This is a genomic window from Denitratisoma sp. DHT3, assembly GCF_007833355.1.
Lineage (GTDB): Bacteria > Pseudomonadota > Gammaproteobacteria > Burkholderiales > Rhodocyclaceae > Denitratisoma.
On sequence record NZ_CP020914.1, the window covers coordinates 3,261,000 to 3,277,650 of the forward strand.

Annotated in this window: 13 protein-coding genes; 11 read left to right on the plus strand and 2 right to left on the minus strand. The window is 63.8% G+C overall.

The window, feature by feature from the left end; all coding sequences use genetic code 11:
* Nucleotides 1-178 precede the first annotated feature (178 nt).
* The 8 genes from B9N43_RS15090 to B9N43_RS15125 all read left to right on the plus strand — a co-directional run bounded on the left by B9N43_RS15090 (nt 179) and on the right by B9N43_RS15125 (nt 11,488).
* On the plus strand, nt 179-1,222 hold the full coding sequence (locus B9N43_RS15090; protein WP_145843018.1) for an AraC family transcriptional regulator: 1,044 nt from the start codon (nt 179-181) through the stop codon (nt 1,220-1,222).
* A gap of 637 nt (nt 1,223-1,859) precedes the next feature.
* A complete protein-coding gene (locus B9N43_RS15095; protein ID WP_145843019.1) occupies nt 1,860-2,510 on the plus strand; it encodes an ethylbenzene dehydrogenase-related protein in 651 nt (216 codons plus the stop codon).
* A 162-nt stretch (nt 2,511-2,672) separates the two neighbouring features.
* Complete coding sequence (locus tag B9N43_RS15100; RefSeq protein WP_222428754.1) at nt 2,673-3,743, plus strand: 4Fe-4S dicluster domain-containing protein; 1,071 nt, start codon at nt 2,673-2,675, stop codon at nt 3,741-3,743.
* 13 nt (nt 3,744-3,756) lie between these two features.
* Nucleotides 3,757-6,636, plus strand: coding sequence for a molybdopterin-dependent oxidoreductase (locus B9N43_RS15105; protein ID WP_145843020.1), 2,880 nt, complete (start codon nt 3,757-3,759; stop codon nt 6,634-6,636).
* A gap of 23 nt (nt 6,637-6,659) precedes the next feature.
* Nucleotides 6,660-7,739 carry a MaoC family dehydratase N-terminal domain-containing protein gene (locus B9N43_RS15110; protein WP_186453853.1) on the plus strand — a complete coding sequence of 360 codons (1,080 nt, stop codon included), beginning with the start codon at nt 6,660-6,662 and terminating at the stop codon, nt 7,737-7,739.
* A gap of 58 nt (nt 7,740-7,797) precedes the next feature.
* A complete protein-coding gene (locus B9N43_RS15115; RefSeq protein WP_186453854.1) occupies nt 7,798-9,000 on the plus strand; it encodes a sulfotransferase family protein in 1,203 nt (400 codons plus the stop codon).
* A gap of 179 nt (nt 9,001-9,179) precedes the next feature.
* The gene (locus tag B9N43_RS15120; protein WP_186453855.1) at nt 9,180-10,295 is read left to right on the plus strand and encodes a DUF1214 domain-containing protein; all 1,116 of its coding nucleotides are present in this window, start codon (nt 9,180-9,182) and stop codon (nt 10,293-10,295) included.
* Nucleotides 10,296-10,423: 128 nt separating this feature from the next.
* Nucleotides 10,424-11,488: a TonB-dependent receptor gene (locus tag B9N43_RS15125; protein WP_145843024.1), complete on the plus strand. Its 1,065-nt coding sequence runs from the start codon at nt 10,424-10,426 to the stop codon at nt 11,486-11,488.
* On the opposite strand, the gene B9N43_RS15130 is transcribed toward B9N43_RS15125, so the two are convergent.
* On the minus strand, nt 11,418-12,431 hold the full coding sequence (locus B9N43_RS15130; protein WP_145843025.1) for an IS481 family transposase: 1,014 nt from the start codon (nt 12,429-12,431) through the stop codon (nt 11,418-11,420). The genes B9N43_RS15125 and B9N43_RS15130 overlap by 71 nt on opposite strands.
* Before the next feature lie 83 nt (nt 12,432-12,514).
* Here B9N43_RS15130 and B9N43_RS15135 point away from each other — a divergent pair, with 83 nt between their 5' ends.
* The 3 genes from B9N43_RS15135 (at nt 12,515) to B9N43_RS15145 (ending at nt 16,157) form a co-directional block, all read left to right on the plus strand.
* Nucleotides 12,515-13,936: a TonB-dependent receptor gene (locus tag B9N43_RS15135; RefSeq protein ID WP_145843027.1), complete on the plus strand. Its 1,422-nt coding sequence runs from the start codon at nt 12,515-12,517 to the stop codon at nt 13,934-13,936.
* 192 nt (nt 13,937-14,128) lie between these two features.
* On the plus strand, nt 14,129-15,379 hold the full coding sequence (locus tag B9N43_RS15140) for a cytochrome P450 (RefSeq protein WP_145843028.1): 1,251 nt from the start codon (nt 14,129-14,131) through the stop codon (nt 15,377-15,379).
* Nucleotide 15,380: 1 nt separating this feature from the next.
* Nucleotides 15,381-16,157, plus strand: a complete 777-nt coding sequence (locus B9N43_RS15145) for an SDR family NAD(P)-dependent oxidoreductase (protein WP_145843029.1) — start codon at nt 15,381-15,383, stop codon at nt 16,155-16,157.
* 13 nt (nt 16,158-16,170) lie between these two features.
* Here B9N43_RS15145 and B9N43_RS15150 read toward each other — a convergent pair whose 3' ends face one another.
* Complete coding sequence (locus B9N43_RS15150; protein WP_186453856.1) at nt 16,171-16,647, minus strand: nuclear transport factor 2 family protein; 477 nt, start codon at nt 16,645-16,647, stop codon at nt 16,171-16,173.
* Nucleotides 16,648-16,651 lie beyond the last annotated feature (4 nt).

Below are 16,651 nucleotides of genomic sequence, written 5' to 3' on the forward strand. Positions count from 1 at the left end.
TACGCTGCGCTAACCCGACCTACGGGTCTTTGCCGCCGTGGTGCCCAACCCGACCACGGGCTGCTCACGCTCGACCACCGCGCCGACACCTGCGAGGCATTCCGGGAGCATGCTCACCGCTTGACAGGCGAGCGGTATTTCCAGCAAGTTGCGTCGGATCGACTGCTCGGAATCGCCCATGAACACGCACCGGACCTTCCTGTCCATACCCGCCGACTACGCGCGTCCCCTGCTGGAGGAACTGGCACGCCTGGGCGGCGATCTGGAATCGCTGTGGCGGCAGGCGGCGATCGAGACGCCGCTGTCCTCCGTGCTGAACGGCAGCGTGGCCGCGCTGCCCGCCACCGAGTTCACCCGCATATACCGGTATGGCGCGGGCGAGTTGGAGCGGCTTTGCTGCGCGCGCGAGGGACGCCGGCCGATGGGCAAGCGCGCGGTGAATATGCTGTGCTATTGCGTGGTCTCCTGCGGCACCCTGGGCGAAGCGATCGCGCGCGCCGCGGAATTCAACGCCGTGATGGAGGAGCGCGGCGGCGAACTGCGCGTGCGTGAGCAAGGCGAGGTCGCGCAGTTCACCTTGCAGGTGCCCGGCCGCAACCGTGACAGCGCCGCCTTGCTGGTGGCGCTCACGGGCCTGTATTTCTACTATCAGCTATTTTCCTGGCTGATCGGCAGCCGCCTCCAACTGAGCGGGGCCGGCATCGCCTATGGCGCGCCGGACCGGCCGCATCCGCTGCTCGACGTGTTCGGCGTGCCGTTGAAGTTCGACCAGCCGGCGAACTCGCTGAGTTTTCCGGCGCGCCAGCTGGCGCAACGCGTGGTGCGCTCCAATGCCGAGCTGGAGAGCATCGTCGATTTCTTTCCGTTCGACCTGTCCCTGGGCGGTGCGCGCAAGACCGCCTTCAGCGACCAGATCCGCCTGCTGTTCCTGGACGCATTGCAACACCGCAACCAGGTGCCCACGCTCGCCACCGTCGCGCAGTTGTTCCACGTGAGCCCGGCGACCTTGCGCCGCCGCCTGGACGAGGAGAGCACGTCCTACATCGAACTGCGCGCCGGCTGTCGGTACGAAATGGCGGAATGCCTGCTGCGGCAGACCGAGATGCCGACCGAAGACATCGCCGAGCGCCTGGGATTCAGCGGCGACCGTGCCTTCCGCCGCGCCTTCCGCGAGTGGGCGGGCGAGACGCCGACCGCTTATCGTAGAAAGGCAGGGGTTTAGGCTCGCCCCCCTTCGCCCCCCTCCGGGGGGTTCTGATTGGCTCGCTGCGCTCGGGTGTTTGGGGGAGCGTTGTGGGGGCACCGATGCGTTGCGCCTCCGGCGCGTGCCGCTTTTCCCCATCGTGGGAAAGGCGGCCCGGCGGAAAAGCTTTTTCGGCATTCCACCCCTTCGCCTCCCTCCGGGGGGTTCTCATTGGCTCGCTGCGCTCGGGTGTTTGGGGGAGCGCTGTGGCGGCACCGATGCGTTGCGGCTGGCGGCGCGTGCCGCTTTTCCTTGCGGCGGCGTGGAGCACGCTCCACGAAACCCCGCCTCCGCCCCACAAGGGGAGAGGGAACCTGCTGCATCGGTCGTCGCAAGAACTCTCCCTCTCCCCTTGTGGGGCGCGGAGCGGGGCCGGGGTGAGGGGGCGGGCCGGGACTGGGGGGATTCTCGCCGTGTCGCCGTGGTTTGCTTTGCCGGCCGCAAACCGGTTCCTCCCTTCATAGAGGCCGATCCGGCGGAAAAGCGCGTTTTTCGCGAAAAGGGCTTGCAAGTTGCGGGCGACCGCAGAATAATACAAACATAACGACTGATCGATATGTGTGTGGATCGTGTGCGCGGGCATGTCGGTCCGACGCCATGAGAAGGAGGAGGAGTCATGCTGGTCAAGCGAATGGATGTGGGTGGCGATGCGCTGGGCGATCCGGCGGCCTCGGTCTGGGGTACGGCGAAGGGCGAGACGGTGGCGCTGATGCAGGCGCCGGCGGCGATGCAACCCACCAAGTACATCACCACCAAATGGCAGGACAAACCCTATGGGCAGACCAAGAGCCTGACCGTGAAGGCCCTGCGCAACGCCGACGAGATCGCCTTCCGCCTGGAGTGGCAGGATCCGACGAAGAACGAGCAGCGCATCGAGAACACCGATTTCCCGGACGCGGCGGCGATGCTGTTTCCCCTGTCCGAGGACGCCCCCTTGTTCATGGGCATGGAGGGGGCGCCGGTGAATCTCTGGTACTGGCGGGCGGATCACCCGTCCCGCGCTCGGAGCGACATGGCGACCGGGATCGGCACTTCCCGGGTGATGGACGATACCTCGATCACCGCGAAGGCAGTGCATGCCAACGGGCGCTGGACCGTCGTCATGCGCCGCGCCCTGCGCGTGGAAAAAGAGGCGGCGAGCGCGATCCAGATCGTTCCGGGGCAGACCCTGCGCACCACGTTCGCGGTGTGGGAGGGGAGCAACCTGGAGCGCGCCGGGATCAAGGCGTTCTCGCCGGCCTGGCTGGAACTACAGATCGAGGCATGAGGTGGCTCGCCCCCCTTCGTCCCCCGCCGGGGGGTTCGAGGCGGCCCGGCGGGAAAGCTTCGTCGGGCTCTTCCCCTTTCGTTCCCTGTACGGCTCGCCGGGAAAGCTGGATTTCACATCGAGGTTGCTCGCTAGGGCGGCCTTCATGAATAGGAGAATTTCATGAGCGAAAAAACCGACATCGGCCGCGAACTCGACGGCGTTCTGCAAAAGCCCAAGCGCCAACTGGCGATGGTCTTCGATCTGAACAAGTGTCTGGGCTGCCACACCTGTTCCATTTCCTGCAAGCGGCAATGGACCCGCGAGGAGGGCATGGACAACATGTGGTGGGCGGTGGTGAACACCATGCCCGGCAAGGGCACGCCGAAGAACTGGGAAGGCATGGGCGGCGGCTGGGACGAGAAGGGTGAGCCCCGGCCCAGCAAGATCCCGACCCGGGACGAGTTCGGCGACGCCTGGAAGTTCAACAAGGAAGAGGTCTTCCACGGCGGCAAGGGCAAGACCGTTTACCTCAAGCCGGTCAACACCAAGGGCGAAGACCCGGACTGGGGCCCCAACTGGGACGAGGACGAGGGGGGCGGTGAATACCCCAACTCCCACTTCTTCTACCTGCCGCGCATCTGCAACCACTGTACCCATCCCGCCTGTCTGGAGGCTTGCCCGCGCGGCGCGATCTACAAGCGCGACGAGGACGGCGTCGTCCTCATCAACGACAAGCAGTGCAAGGGCTTCCGTTTCTGCATGGAAGCCTGCCCCTACAAGCGCATCTACTACAACCACGTGCGCGACGTGACCCAGAAGTGCATTTTCTGCTTCCCCCGCGTGGAAAAGGGCGTCGCCCCGGCCTGCGCGCGCCAGTGCCCCGGCCGGCTGCGCTTCGTCGGCTATCTGGACGACGAGAACGGCCCGATCCACAAGCTGGTGCACAAGTTCAAGGTGGCCCTGCCGCTGCACCAGGAGTACGGCACCCAGCCCAACGTCTATTACGTGCCGCCGCTGTCGCCGCCCGCCGTCGACATGCACGGCAAGGTGGACCCCTCCAAGCCGCGCATCCCGACGGAATACCTGGAAGGTTTGTTCGGTCCCCGGGTCAAGGACGTGCTGGCCGTGCTGGAGGCCGAGAAGGAGAAAAAAGCCAAGGGGCTGCCCTCGGAGTTGATGGACACCCTGATCGTCTACAAGTGGCCCGAAAACATCTTCCCGGACTTCGTCCAGGACCCGGCGAACCTTTAAGAGGAATACGGCGATGACATTGACGCGGCGTAGTTTCATCGGTGGCGCCTTGGCCCTTTCCGGCGGTGCCCTGGCCCTTTCCCTTGTGCAGTTGCAGTGGAAAGGTGGCGTAGGCAGCACCGGGACGGCGACTCCCTTCAAATTCTCGGGGGTCACCTACACCGGCTTCGAGGACGTGTATCGGGGCAAGTGGAAGTGGGACAGCGTGGCCAAGGGCACCCACTTCGTCAATTGCTGGTACCAGCGCGGCTGCAACTGGAACGTGTATGTGAAGGACGGCGTGGTCTGGCGCGAGGAGCAGGCGGGCATCTACGAGCCCATCGACCCCAAGATTCCCGACTACAATCCGCGCGGCTGCCAGAAGGGCGCCTGCTACTCGGAACGGATGTACGACGAGTCGCGCCTGCGCCACCCCTTGAAGCGGGTGGGCGAGCGCGGCGGCGGCGGCTGGAGGCGGGTCAGTTGGGACGAGGCACTGACCGATATCGCCGACAAGATGATCGACGTGATGATCAGCAGCGACGGCCCCGGTTCCATCGTCTGGGACCAGGGCACCGCGCAGACCAACGGCGGCGCCGGCCTGGCGATGCTGCGCACCACGCTGGTGCTGGACACGCCGGTGCTCGACGTGAACACCGAGATCGGGGACCATCGGCCCGGTCTCGGGGTGACGATCGGCAAGATGACGTTCTGCAGTTCCTCGGACGATCTGTTCCATTCCGACCTGATCTTCATCTGGGGCGGCAATCCGATCTACACCCAGATTCCCAACGCCCACTTCATCACCGAGGCCCGCTACAACGGGGCCAGGATCATCACCATCGCCCCGGATTATTCGGCCTCCGCGGTCCATGCCGACCAGTGGGTGCCGGTGAAGGTGGCGACCGACGCGGCCCTGGGCCTGTCGATGGCGCACGTGATGATCGAGGAGGGCATCTACAACCGCAAGTTCGTCCAGGAGCAGACCGATCTGCCCCTGCTGGTGCGCGTCGACAACGGGCGTTTCCTGCGCGAATCCGACATGAAGTCGGGTGGCGCCGAGGATCGTTTCTATTTCTACGACAGTACGAGCAAGGCCGCGGTGCTGGCTTCCCAGACCACCCTCGCGCTGGACAAGCTGGACCCGGCCCTGGAAGGCGAGTTCGAGGTGCAGGGCGTGGCCGGCAAGCTCAAGGTGACGCCGGTGTTCGCCCGCCTGCGCCAGCACCTCCAGCAATACGCGCCGGAGAAGGCGGTGAATATCTGCGGCACCGACCCGAAAACCATCCGCGATCTGGGCCGGGCGTTGGCCAAGGCGCGCGCCGCCACCTGCGTCACCCAGTCCAACTTTTCCAAGTTCTATCACGGCATCGAGATGGAGCGGGCACAGATCCTCTGCTTCGCCCTGGCGGGGCAGATGGGGCGCAAGGGCGCCGGCTACATGGGCTTCCCCTACCTCTCGGTCGATTCGGTGGGCGCCCTGTCCCAGGCCAGCGGCCAGCGCAATCCCAAGCTGGCCCTGGCGGCCCTGGGGCTGTCCATGGCGCCGGAGATCCTGAAACGGAAATGGAAGGGCTACACCACCGAGATGACCATGTTCGACCTGGGGCGGGAGAAGTACAAGGCCGGCGAATCCATCGCCAGCCTGCTCTGGCTCTATAACCTGGGCGGCATGGAAGACACCTACGGCCGAAGCGAGAAATGGGATCCGGAAATGAAGCGTCCGCTGGATTCCTACATGAAGGAAGCGGTGGACAAGGGCTGGCAGGCGAAGCCCACCGCCCGGCCGCGCATCCTGTTCGAGGCCGGCGGCAACATCCTGCGCCGCTTCCGCGCCTTCGACAAGGTGGCGGACCGCCTGCTGCCGACCCTGGACCTGATGGTGACCATCGACTGGCGCATGAGCAACACGGCCTTGAACAGCGACTACGTGCTGCCCGCCGCCGCCTGGTACGAGAAGGACGACATCACCTGGGCCACGCCCCTGTCGCCCTTCTCCCAGGTGGTGACCCGCGCCGCGGAGCCGATCGCCGAGGCCAAGCCCGACTGGGAAATCCACTGCCTGATTCTGAAGACCATCCAGCGCCGCGCCGCCGAGCGGGGTCTGAAGCACTTCAAGGATCGCCACGGCGAGGAGCGTACCTTCGACGTCTATGACGAATTCACTTTCGGCGGGCGCTACACGGAGAACAACATCGCCGAGTTCCTCGATCTGATCCTGGACGTATCCACCAACGTCGGCGACGTGAACTGGGAGAAGCTCAAGAAGAAAGGCTTCAAGCGCTTCACCGCGCTGGGCGAGAACGACTACCTGAACATCGGCAACGCGACCGACGTGAAGGAGAACGAAACCATCACCGCCGGCCTGTGGCACACCGAGAAGAAGATGCCCTGGCCGACCCTGACCCGGCGCATGCAGTTCTGCATCGACCATCCCTTCTACGAGGAACTGGGCGAGGTACTGCCGGTGCATAAGGACCCGCCCGACATCGGCGGCAAGTACCCGCTGCACCTCACCGGCGGCCATACGCGCTGGTCGATCCATTCCTCCTGGCGCGACCAGCGCCACATGCAGCAGCTGAACCGCGGCCAGCCGGTGATCTACGTCAGCGTCGAGGATGCCGCGGCGCGGGGCATCAAGGATGGCGACCGGGTGCGTCTGTTCAACGACGTCAGCTCCGCCGAATTGATGGCGAAAGTGGCGCCGGCCCACCGACCGGGCCAGGTCACCGTGTACCACGCCTGGGAGCCTTTCATGTCCAAGGGCCGCACCACCTATACCTCGGTGACGCCCAACCCGATCAATCCGTTGCAGTTGGCGGGCGGTTATTTCCATATCCAGCCCAGGGAAACCGAACACACGCCGGGCTCCACCGACCGGGCGACGCGGGTGGAGATCGAGAAGATTCACTGATGACGAGCGAGGGAACAAGCAAGATGTCGAACATGGACGAGGCCGAACTGCTGACGCGGCTGCGCGCCCTGATCGGGCGGAAAGGCACGCCCCAGCGGGCACGCGATCCGGTCAATCAGCCCACCATCCGCAACTGGTGCGACGCCATTGGCGAGACGAATCCGATCTACACGGACCCGGACGCGGCGGCCCGTTCGCCGTATGGCGAGGTCGTGGCGCCCCCGTCGATGCTGGGGGTGTGGACTTTGGCGGGGAACGTTCCGCGCGTCCCCGATCCAAGCTGCCCGCGCAGCCAGGCCATGAAACTGCTGGCCGATACGGGCTACGCTTCCACGATCGGCGCTTACACCGAGGAACGCTACCCGCGGCCTCTGAGGCTGGGCGAGCAGTTGAGCGGCACCCTGTCGGTGGTCGAGATTTCCGACCTGAAGACGACGGGACTGGGTTCGGGTTACTTCCTCACGGCGCTCACCGAGTTCGCCAATCAGCGGGGCGAGCCCGCCGGCACCTGGACGTTCCGCACCTTCCATTTCAAGCCCCGCGAGACGACGGCGGAAGAGCGGGCGCGGCATCGGACCGGGCAGGAGCAGCAGGCCGGACCGGCGGAGGCTGTTTCCGAGCTTGTGTCCATGCCCGATCCCATGGCCCGTCCCGCCCCGCCGGTGAGGAACGCCACCACCCGGCGCTATGAGGAGGTCGCGGTGGGTGAGCGGCTGCCGCCGTGGTCCATCGACGTCACGACGCGCCTGGTGGTCGGCGGCGCGATCGCCACCCGCGACTTCGAGGACATTCATCACGAAGTGGCGGCGGCGAGGCGTGCCGGCCTCAAGGATCTGTTCATGAACGTGCTCACCAGCAACGGCCTGTGCGGGCGCTACCTGGGCGAATGGGCCGGCCCCGACGCGCGTGTGACCGGCGTGGCGATCCGCCTGGGCACGCCCAACGTGGTCGGCGATACCATGACCCTGTCCGCATCCGTCACCGACAAACAGGTGGTGGATGGCAAGGGGATCGTCACATTCGACCTGCGGGGTGCCAACAGTCTGGGCGATCACGTCAAGGGCACCGCGACCCTGGAGTTGCCGACCGGAGGAAATCATTGAACCTGTCGCGCTCTCGCCAAGAGACGTTTTGCAAGAATACAAAGGAGGAGGAAACAGCATGACCAGCGCACAATCGACTTTCGACTATTCCAAAGTGCCCGACGTGGAGCTGACGGAGGCAGCCGTGCTGGCCGCCGCCCGGGAGGCGACCGGCCTGTCCGACTTCGGCGACGAGGCGGACTGGAAGGAGGGCCTCACGCTGTTCCTGAAGGGGCTGAACGAGGAGGCGCGGCTGAACAAGACGGGGCGCATCATCGCCTTCGGCGAGATTCTGCGCCACCTCACGAATCGGCTGCGGGTCACCGACGACATCAAGCGCCATCCGGAAATCCTGGACGTGAAGATCGTCAAGCCGATCTTCGTGATGGGCCTGCCCCGCACGGGTTCAACGTTTTTGCATGACCTGATGGCCCAGGACCCGGACAACCGGGTGCCGATGACCTGGGAATGCAACTACATGTCGCCGCCGCCGGAAGCGGCCACCTATGAGACGGACCCGCGCATCGCCGACTGCGAGGCCCATCTGGCGCGGACCGCCGGGCAGTTGATTCCCGAGTACCAGGCCATCCATGAAATGGGCGCCCAATTGGCCCAGGAGTGCCTGATGCTCAATGCCTTCGACTTCAAGACCCAGATCTTCGCCAACCAGTTCTGGACGCCCACCTACCAGCGCTGGGTCGAGAACGACAGCAACCTGTCGGTGTATCGCACCCACAAGCGCCAGCTCCAGTACATGCAGTGGAAGACCCCCCGGGCGCGCTGGGTGCTGAAGAGCACCGGCTATTTCTGGGGCCTGGACGCGATCATGTCGGTCTATCCGGACGCCCGGATCATCATGACCCACCGCGATCCGATCAAGCTGACCTCCTCGTTTTTCTCCAACGTCTCGATGACCTATAGCATGGGCAGCGACTCGATCAAGGATACGGAGATCGGCGAGTTCTGGGGCGAGACCTGGGAGAAGGCCATGCGCCGCTTCGTCGAGTTCAGAAGGAGTGGCAAGGCGGTGAATGCCTTCGACATGCAGTTCTCCGAATTCGTGAAGGACCAGCTGGCGATGGTCAAGCGCATTTATGCTCACTTCGATCTGCCCTTGTCGGCCGCCACCGAGCAGAGGATGCGGGACTTCATCGTCAACAAGCCCAAGGAGCGCCATGGCATCCACCGCTACACGCCGGAACAATTTGGCGTAAACCCCGCGCAGGAGCGGCAGCGCTACGGTTTCTACCAGGATTACTTCCACGTCCCCAACGAAGGTTGATGCGGCGTTTTCTTTTCTTAGGACTGGCGGTACTGGCATTCTGTGATGCCGGTACCGCTTTTGCGTCGGATCAATCCAAAACCCAGAAAGCCGACCCCGAAATCGCCGCATCGCGGCGGTCTTCCCCCGATGGGCAGGAAAATCCGGGGCGGCCCTTCGTTTTTCCCAAAGGAGTTTCGATGAGCAATACCAAGCAGAAGAGCGTGGCGGCATGGGAGGCGTTTTGCGATCAATTGAAGCAGGCGGGCGCCGTGCTGGTGCAGGATGCGACCCCGGCGGATGAATTGGTCCAGGCCGAAGGGCTGCGCAAGCTGGTGCGCATGATCCGCATGGGTTTCGAGGCCAGCCTGGAATATGGCAATACGGATTTCCCCGAGGTCTATCAACTGGTGACGCCCACCACGGTGGGGGAGGGCGAGAACGCGGACGCCCACTACCACCAGGCGATGCTCGACGGCAGCAAGACCTATCGCATCACAGGTCGGCGCGGCGAGGCGCCTTTCATCGAGTTCACCGTCTATGCCGGCAAGATCGGCCTGGACAGCGGCAGCGCCGTGGTCGGCGCGATGACCGAGGCCGAGCTGAAGGTCGATCCGGATGGCGGCTATGAGCTGATGCTGTCCCCCGAGCCCCAGCCGGGCAACTGGATTCGCACCACGCCGGAAGCCACGGTGCTTTTCATCCGCCAATACACCCACGACTGGCGCAAGACGAAGGACGCGACCTTCCACATCGAGCGGGTCGGCGCCAAGGGCGGCCGCCCGCCGCTCACGGTGGAGGAGGTCGGCCGGGCGATGAGCCGCACCTCGGTCTATGTGGCGCGTTCGGTCAACATCTGGAAGGCCATCGTCGATCAACGCCGCGCCGCGCCGCCAAACCGTTTCTTCGTTTTCGAGGAAGAGCAGAAACAGAAGGGCGAGGAAGAAGCTCCCGAGATGCCGGTCGGCCACCGTTTCTCCTCGGGATATTTCCGCCTCGCGGAGGACGAGGCCCTGGTCGTGACCTTCAAGCCCGCGGAGGTTCCCTATTGGGGGCTGGCGATCACCAACTACTGGTTCGAACCTGTGACGTATACGCAACACAGCTCCCACTACAACAACGAGACGGCGCGGTATGAAGCGGATGGGAGTGTTAGAGTCGTCATCGCTGCGAAGGATCCCGGCGTCCCCAACTGGATCGATACCCTGGGGCATCTCGAAGGATCGATGATTCTTCGCTGGTCGAGAACCCGACTGCCGGTGCCGGACCTCCAGGCCCAGGTGGTCAAGGTCTCCACGCTGGCGACAGCACCCTGAGCATCTGGCAGTTCGCGGTAACCGGTAACGATTAGGCTTCACCCCCATGATCTCCAGTAATCCGTAATCCCGTTGGTCCGCTTCAAAACATACCGAACGTTATAAACGTTTATAAAAGGAGAGGAAACATGCGCAGCAAGGAAAAGTGTTTTTCGGTTCGTCCCATCCCCTTCCTGGTGTCCGGCTTGATGGCTTTTGGCATGAGCGCGGCCCATGCCCAGAGCGCGGCGCTGGAGGAAGTCATCGTCACGGCACAGAAGCGCTCGGAGAATCTGCAGGACGTGCCGATCTCGGTGCAGGCGCTGAACACCAAGGCGCTGGAGAAGGCCGGCATCATCAGCCTGTCCGACATCAAGGCCCAGGTGCCGGGCCTGACCATCGACAGCTACCCGGGCAGCAGCGAAATGCTCTACCCGTCGATCCGCGGCATCGTACCCAACTCGATCCAGACCAGCGTGCCCATCCCGATGGCGATCCACCTCGACGGCGTGGCCCTGACCCAACTGGCCGGCCTGAACCTGGCGGGCGCCGACCTGGAGCGCATCGAAGTGCTGAAGGGACCGCAAGGCGTGCTGGCCGGGCGCAACGCCACCGGCGGCGCGATCAACATCGTCACCGCGCGGCCGGAGCTGGGCCGTTTCGGCTTCAAGCAGCAGGTCACCGTCGCCGAGCACGGCCAGTGGCTGTCCAAGACCGTGGTCAACGTGCCGGTGACCGACGATTTCGCGGCCAAGATCTCCTACCTGCACAGCGAACGTGACAACATCGGCATCAAGAACTCCGCGCCCAACGGCCCGAAACTGGGCGAGAAGACCGCCGACTCCTGGCGCCTGGACCTGCGCTGGCGGGCCTCCAACAACGTCATGGTGGACTACGGCTACGACCGCTCGCAGACCGACTCCATCGACGTGCCCAACCAGTGCCTGGTGCCGTTCATGTCGAGCACCCTGCCGATGATCGCCCCGATCGATCCGCGCGTCTCATCAATGATCAACGGTTGCAGCCTGAGCAAGCTGACTTCGCTCAACGTACCCTTCCACATGCCGAAGAACCGCAACATCGCGGAAGGCCACAACCTGACCGTCAACTGGGACGTCAGCCCGACCCTGACCTTCCGTTCCATCACCGGTTATCGCAAGGTGGACACCAAGAATAACTGTCTAGTCCCGCCTGGTTATAAACACGTTTTTTGAACAATTCTGGTTTTTTCTGCTGCCATTCCTTGAGCGCCTGAATGGGAGAACGATGGTTGAGTGCGCGCTGCGGAATCTGCTGGTTGTAGGTTTTTACATAGCGCGCAAGCGTCGTCTCCAACTCAGCGGCTGAAGCAAATCGGGTCTGGCTCACCACCTCACTGATTCGGCCATTGAAACGCTCGACCATCCCGTTGGTCTGCGGGTGGCGTGGCGGGCACAGGCGGTGCTCGATGTTCAGCGCCGCGCAGCGTACATCAAAGACGTGGCGTCCTGTGGGCTCACGCTTTTTGCTTGTGAAGCGGTCGGTAAACTGGCTGCCGTTGTCCGTGAGCAGTTTGACGATCTTCATCGGTGCGGCGCGTTCCAGGCGGTTCAAAAAATCCACGCTGCTACGCTCGCTTTGATCGGCATAGATATGCATGAACACCCAGCGTGTGGCGCGATCGATAGCCACAAACAGGTAGCGCCGCTCTTTTTCGTCGGGCATCTGCGGTAAGTACTTGATATCCATGTGCAGGAAGCCTGGCTCGTAATCCTTGAAGGTTTTGACAGAGGGCTGGATTTCGCCTGCATCGGCCAGTGCCTCGGCTTGTTGTTGGCGCAGGTTGGCCACGCCATGGCGGCGCAAGCAGCGATCCAGTCCCGAGCGCGAGACTTCCGGATTGATGAATTCGCGCACCACAGCCACCAGGTCATCTAACGGCAGCAGCGTCAGGCGCCGTAACGCCACGACAATCGCCTCTTGCGCAGGCGTCAGCGTGGTACAGAGCTTGTGCGGGCGGTGCGATAAATCCTCCGGACTATCGCGCCGCTTCCACTTACGCGCGGTCGCTACGCTGATGTTGTAGCGTTCTGCCAACTCAGCCAGCGATGCGGATGACTGCTTGATCTCTGTTCGCGTTCGAGGGGTCGTTCGGGCTTGGGCGTGGACTTCACTCATGTCGCTTGCTTCGCTTTCAAGGTTTCAATCAGACCACGCATCACTTCTCTTGCTCGAAAGAGTGGCCAGCTACGAAGCGGGATATGATCACACGGGATGCAACAAATAACGTCTATTACACCGGCGTCGGCAGCGCAGGGAACCCGTATCTGGTGCGCAGCGACGGCATGGCCGTCAATTTCACCACGCCGGTGGCACCGTTCGACGGCAAGGATCATCCCTGGGTGGTCTACAACGAGACCTGGTCGCAGGAGTTCCAGTTGCTGGGCGACGTGAGCCCGAACTTCAAATACACCACCGGCTTCTACTACGCCACCGAGAAGGGTCATCAAAGCCAGGGGCCGGGCATTTTCTTCACTGTTCCCGATGGCGGCATGTTCTACGCCGGCACCGGACCCGGTGTCGATATGCTGTCCCTGGAGCGGCGCGCACTGAGCGCCAAGAACGACACCTGGGCGGTGTTCGGCCAGGTTTCCTGGCGCCCCGACATCCTTGAGCGCAAGCTGGAGATCGTGCCGGGCATCCGCTACACGCGCGACCACCGTCAGGCCGTCGGCACCAATCTGCGCGGTACCACCTACTTCGTCACGACCGATCCGGCGACCGGCGTATACAACCTGCTGTTCTCGGCGCCCAACCCCCTGGCCTACACCAACGTGGCGGGGGACAACACCTTCTCCAAGACCACGCCCACCGTGTCGCTCAACTACCACTGGAAGGACGACCTGATGGTCTATGCGAAGGTGGCCAAGGGCTACGTCACGGGCGGCTTCGACGACCAGCAGGGAACGGCGGCGGGTTTCGCCAAGGGCTTCGACCCGGAGACCATCACCTCCTATGAACTCGGCCTGAAGGGCGAATTCCTGGATCGCCGGCTGCGGGTCAATGGCGCGGTGTTCCAGAGCGAGTACAAGAACGAGCAGAAGACGGTGGTGCATCCGGGCAACATCTGGGCGATCGAGAACGTCGGCACGTCCAAGTACAAGGGGATGGAACTGGACGTGACGGCCATGGTGACCCAGCGCTTCCGCGTGTCGGCCAGTGCCACCTGGCTGGATCACACCTACTCCCGGTGGATCGACACCGACCCGACCAGCCCCACCTACGGCACCGATATTTCGCGGCTGCGCAAGCTGGTGGTGCCGAAAGTGTCCTACTCGGTCAATCTGGACTACCGCTTCCCCGACCTGGGTCTGCCCGGCAAGCTCGATGCGAGCCTGAACTTCGCCCACAAGGATTCCCAGTCGACCCCGATCGATCTGAGCAATCCGGTGTCGGCGCAGTACATCACGACACCGAAGTACGACGTGGTGAATGGGCGCATTGCCCTGTCCCAGATCAAGGTGGGGCCGAGGGGCGAGGGTGACCTGACCGTCGCACTGTGGGGCAAGAACCTGGGCGACAAGAAGTATCACAACTTCAACTTGACCAACACCAGCGCGGACCAGGTCACCACCTGGAGCGAGCCGCGCACCTACGGCATCGACCTGATCTACAACTATTGACGTAGCGAACGGCGGCGCCGCGACAGGAGCAGTCGCGGCGCCGCCCCTGTCTCAGCATCCGTGGCCGGATGCGGCGAATGCCCGGCCCAGGACAGTTCCGGTGAAGATGCCGGCCGGTTCTGCCCACAACAAGGCATCGACCAGAGCCCGATCACGGGCCAGTGCAACCCCAAGAGAGCAAGGAGTTCCATCATGTCCGTTCCCATACTTCCGTCGGAGATCGACATTTCCAGCCCGGAGGCCTATCTGGACGAAGCCCGGATCCAGGCCGAGTTTTCCCGATTGAGAAATGAAATGCCCGTCACCTGGGTGGATCGCGAGCCTTATCGGCCGTTCTGGGCCGTGGTGCGCAACGCCGACATCAAGCTGATCGAAAAGAACCACGAGATTTTCATCAACGAGCCGCGCCTGACCCTACAGACCCGCAAGGCCGAGGCGGCCTCGGCCAAGATGTTCGGTGGTCGCCGCTACGGCATCCGCACCATCCTCGACATGGACGAACCGGACCACCGTAAATACCGGGAAATTTCTTCCCGCTGGTTCGTCGGTTCCGGCCTGCGGAAACTGCTGGATCGGGTCGATACGATCGCCGGGCGATTCGTGGACAAGATGGCGGCGCAGGGTGGCGAATGTGATTTCGCCGCAGAGGTGGCGATGTGGTATCCGCTGCATGTGATCCTCTCCCTTCTCGGCCTGCCGGAGGAGGATGCGCCCCACCTGTTGCGATTGACCCAGAACCTGCTGGCCGCCAGCGATCCGGACCTGCAGCGCTCCGACCTGGGGGGCACCGATGTGATCCCCGAATTCCTCGAATATCTGGGGCGTCTGCTGGCGGAGAAGCGGGCCCATCCCGGCGACGACCTGGCCAGCGCCATCGCCACCGCTGAGGTGGATGGCAAGCCGATGGATGCCCTGGAGGCGATGTCCTATTACCTGATCATGGTGACCGCCGGCCACGACACCACCTCCGGGTCCATCAGTGGCGGCATGCATGCCCTGATCCAGAACCCCGCGGAACGGGAAAAGCTGCGTTCGCCCTCGCCCGAGTTGTTGCGCAACGCCAGTGGTGAAATATGCCGTTGGGTTTCTCCCGTCAAGCATTTCATGCGCACCGCCACCGCCGACTTCGCTCTGCACGACGCCACCATCCGGGCCGGCGATTCGGTGGCCCTGTTCTACGTCTCGGGCAACCGTGACGAGACCTGCTTTGACGATCCTTTCGCGTTCCGCGTCGATCGCAAGGTCGAGGGGCACCTGGCCTTCGGTTTCGGCATCCATAGCTGCGTCGGGCGGCAACTGGCGCTCGCGGAGATGGATGCCTTTTTCGGCAAGCTGATTCCCCGCTTGCGCCATGTCGAGTTCGGGGGCGACCCCAAGCTCATCCAGTCCAACATCATGGGCGGTTACAAGAGCCTACCTATCCACTATGAACTCACACACTGACATGAACATGCAGCCTGCGCTCGCATCGCCAGCCACCGGCGTCATCATCACCGGCGGGGCCTCCGGCCTGGGCCGGGCTTCCGCCCATGCCCTGGCCGCGGTCGGGCGGCCGGTGGCGATCTGGGACATCAACGAAAGCCGGGCGCTCGCCGTGGCCGACGAAGTCCGCGGCCAGTACGGCGTGGCCGCCATCGGCCTGGGGCTGGACATCGGCGATCCGGCGGGTTATTCCGCCGCGATCGAGAAGTCGCGCCAGGCTTTGGGTTCCATCGGCGGTCTGGTGCACGCCGCCGGCATCGTCGATATCGGCTCCCTGGAAGGCGTCACACCGGAGAACTGGGACCAGGGGATCAATATCCATCTGCGCCCGGTGGCACTGCTGGTGCAGGCGCTGTATCCGGACCTGAAGACCAATCCCGGTTCGGCAGTGGTGGCCTTCGCCTCCATCAACGCCACCCTGGGCAACCGGATCAATCCGATCTATTCCGCTGCCAAGGGCGGGGTGCTGTCCCTGGTGCGTTCACTGGCCGATCGTCTCGGCGACGACGGCATCCGCATCAACTCGATCTCCCCGGGCCAGATTCTCACGCCGATGCTGCAGCCTTCCGTCGATGCGCTGCCCAAGGGGACTTACGAAAAGCGCATCCTGCTCGGCCGGATGGGCGCACCGGCGGAAATCGGTCGTGTGGTGCGCTTCCTCCTCTCCGACGAGGCCAGCTACATCACCGCCGCCGAGATCGTGGTGGACGGGGGGAACATTTCCTCACAGCGCGGCTGAACAGCGATCAGAACTAAGGCGAGGGAATGCTGGCCGGGTAGAAGTGGCTGGTTTCCTCGCCGATCGCCTGCTCGACCCGCTCCCGGATGCGCCAGCCTGCGGCGGTGCGAACGTAGTGGGTGCGGTAATGGCCGGCGGTGACGCCCTGGCGGACATGGGTATCCGTCCGCATGGCGTGGCGGAACTCGAAGAAGATCACCGACTCGGCCCGGTCGTCTTCGATCTTGAGGCGCGGCGGATGCATGTAATGCAGGCCGGACCAGTGCTGCCGAATCTGAGAACAAAAAGCTTCCAGCGCCGCCTGCCCCTCGATCCGCGTGTGCGGCGTGTGGCCGGTCGGCAGCATTTCGAAGACGCCGTCCTCGGTGAAAACGTCCGCCCACTGGCGAGGTGTGCCCATGTCCCAGGCGTAGGCGTATTCGGCCTCCAGGTCGAGGATCGCGAAGCGGTCCTCGATTGTCCGCAGTCGCCGCTCCTGGTCCATTGCCATCGGG

Bases quoted from the DNA above. Each gene is read 5' to 3' on its own strand.
- B9N43_RS15150 (WP_186453856.1), bottom strand. From the start codon at position 16,647: ATGGCAATGGACCAGGAGCGGCGACTGCGGACAATCGAGGACCGCTTC.
- B9N43_RS15125 (WP_145843024.1), top strand. From the start codon at position 10,424: ATGCGCAGCAAGGAAAAGTGTTTTTCGGTTCGTCCCATCCCCTTCCTG.
- B9N43_RS15100 (WP_222428754.1), top strand. From the start codon at position 2,673: ATGAGCGAAAAAACCGACATCGGCCGCGAACTCGACGGCGTTCTGCAA.
- B9N43_RS15090 (WP_145843018.1), top strand. From the start codon at position 179: ATGAACACGCACCGGACCTTCCTGTCCATACCCGCCGACTACGCGCGT.
- B9N43_RS15140 (WP_145843028.1), top strand. From the start codon at position 14,129: ATGTCCGTTCCCATACTTCCGTCGGAGATCGACATTTCCAGCCCGGAG.
- B9N43_RS15135 (WP_145843027.1), top strand. From the start codon at position 12,515: ATGATCACACGGGATGCAACAAATAACGTCTATTACACCGGCGTCGGC.
- B9N43_RS15095 (WP_145843019.1), top strand. From the start codon at position 1,860: ATGCTGGTCAAGCGAATGGATGTGGGTGGCGATGCGCTGGGCGATCCG.
- B9N43_RS15115 (WP_186453854.1), top strand. From the start codon at position 7,798: ATGACCAGCGCACAATCGACTTTCGACTATTCCAAAGTGCCCGACGTG.
- B9N43_RS15110 (WP_186453853.1), top strand. From the start codon at position 6,660: ATGTCGAACATGGACGAGGCCGAACTGCTGACGCGGCTGCGCGCCCTG.
- B9N43_RS15130 (WP_145843025.1), bottom strand. From the start codon at position 12,431: ATGAGTGAAGTCCACGCCCAAGCCCGAACGACCCCTCGAACGCGAACA.
- B9N43_RS15105 (WP_145843020.1), top strand. From the start codon at position 3,757: ATGACATTGACGCGGCGTAGTTTCATCGGTGGCGCCTTGGCCCTTTCC.
- B9N43_RS15145 (WP_145843029.1), top strand. From the start codon at position 15,381: ATGAACATGCAGCCTGCGCTCGCATCGCCAGCCACCGGCGTCATCATC.
- B9N43_RS15120 (WP_186453855.1), top strand. From the start codon at position 9,180: ATGAGCAATACCAAGCAGAAGAGCGTGGCGGCATGGGAGGCGTTTTGC.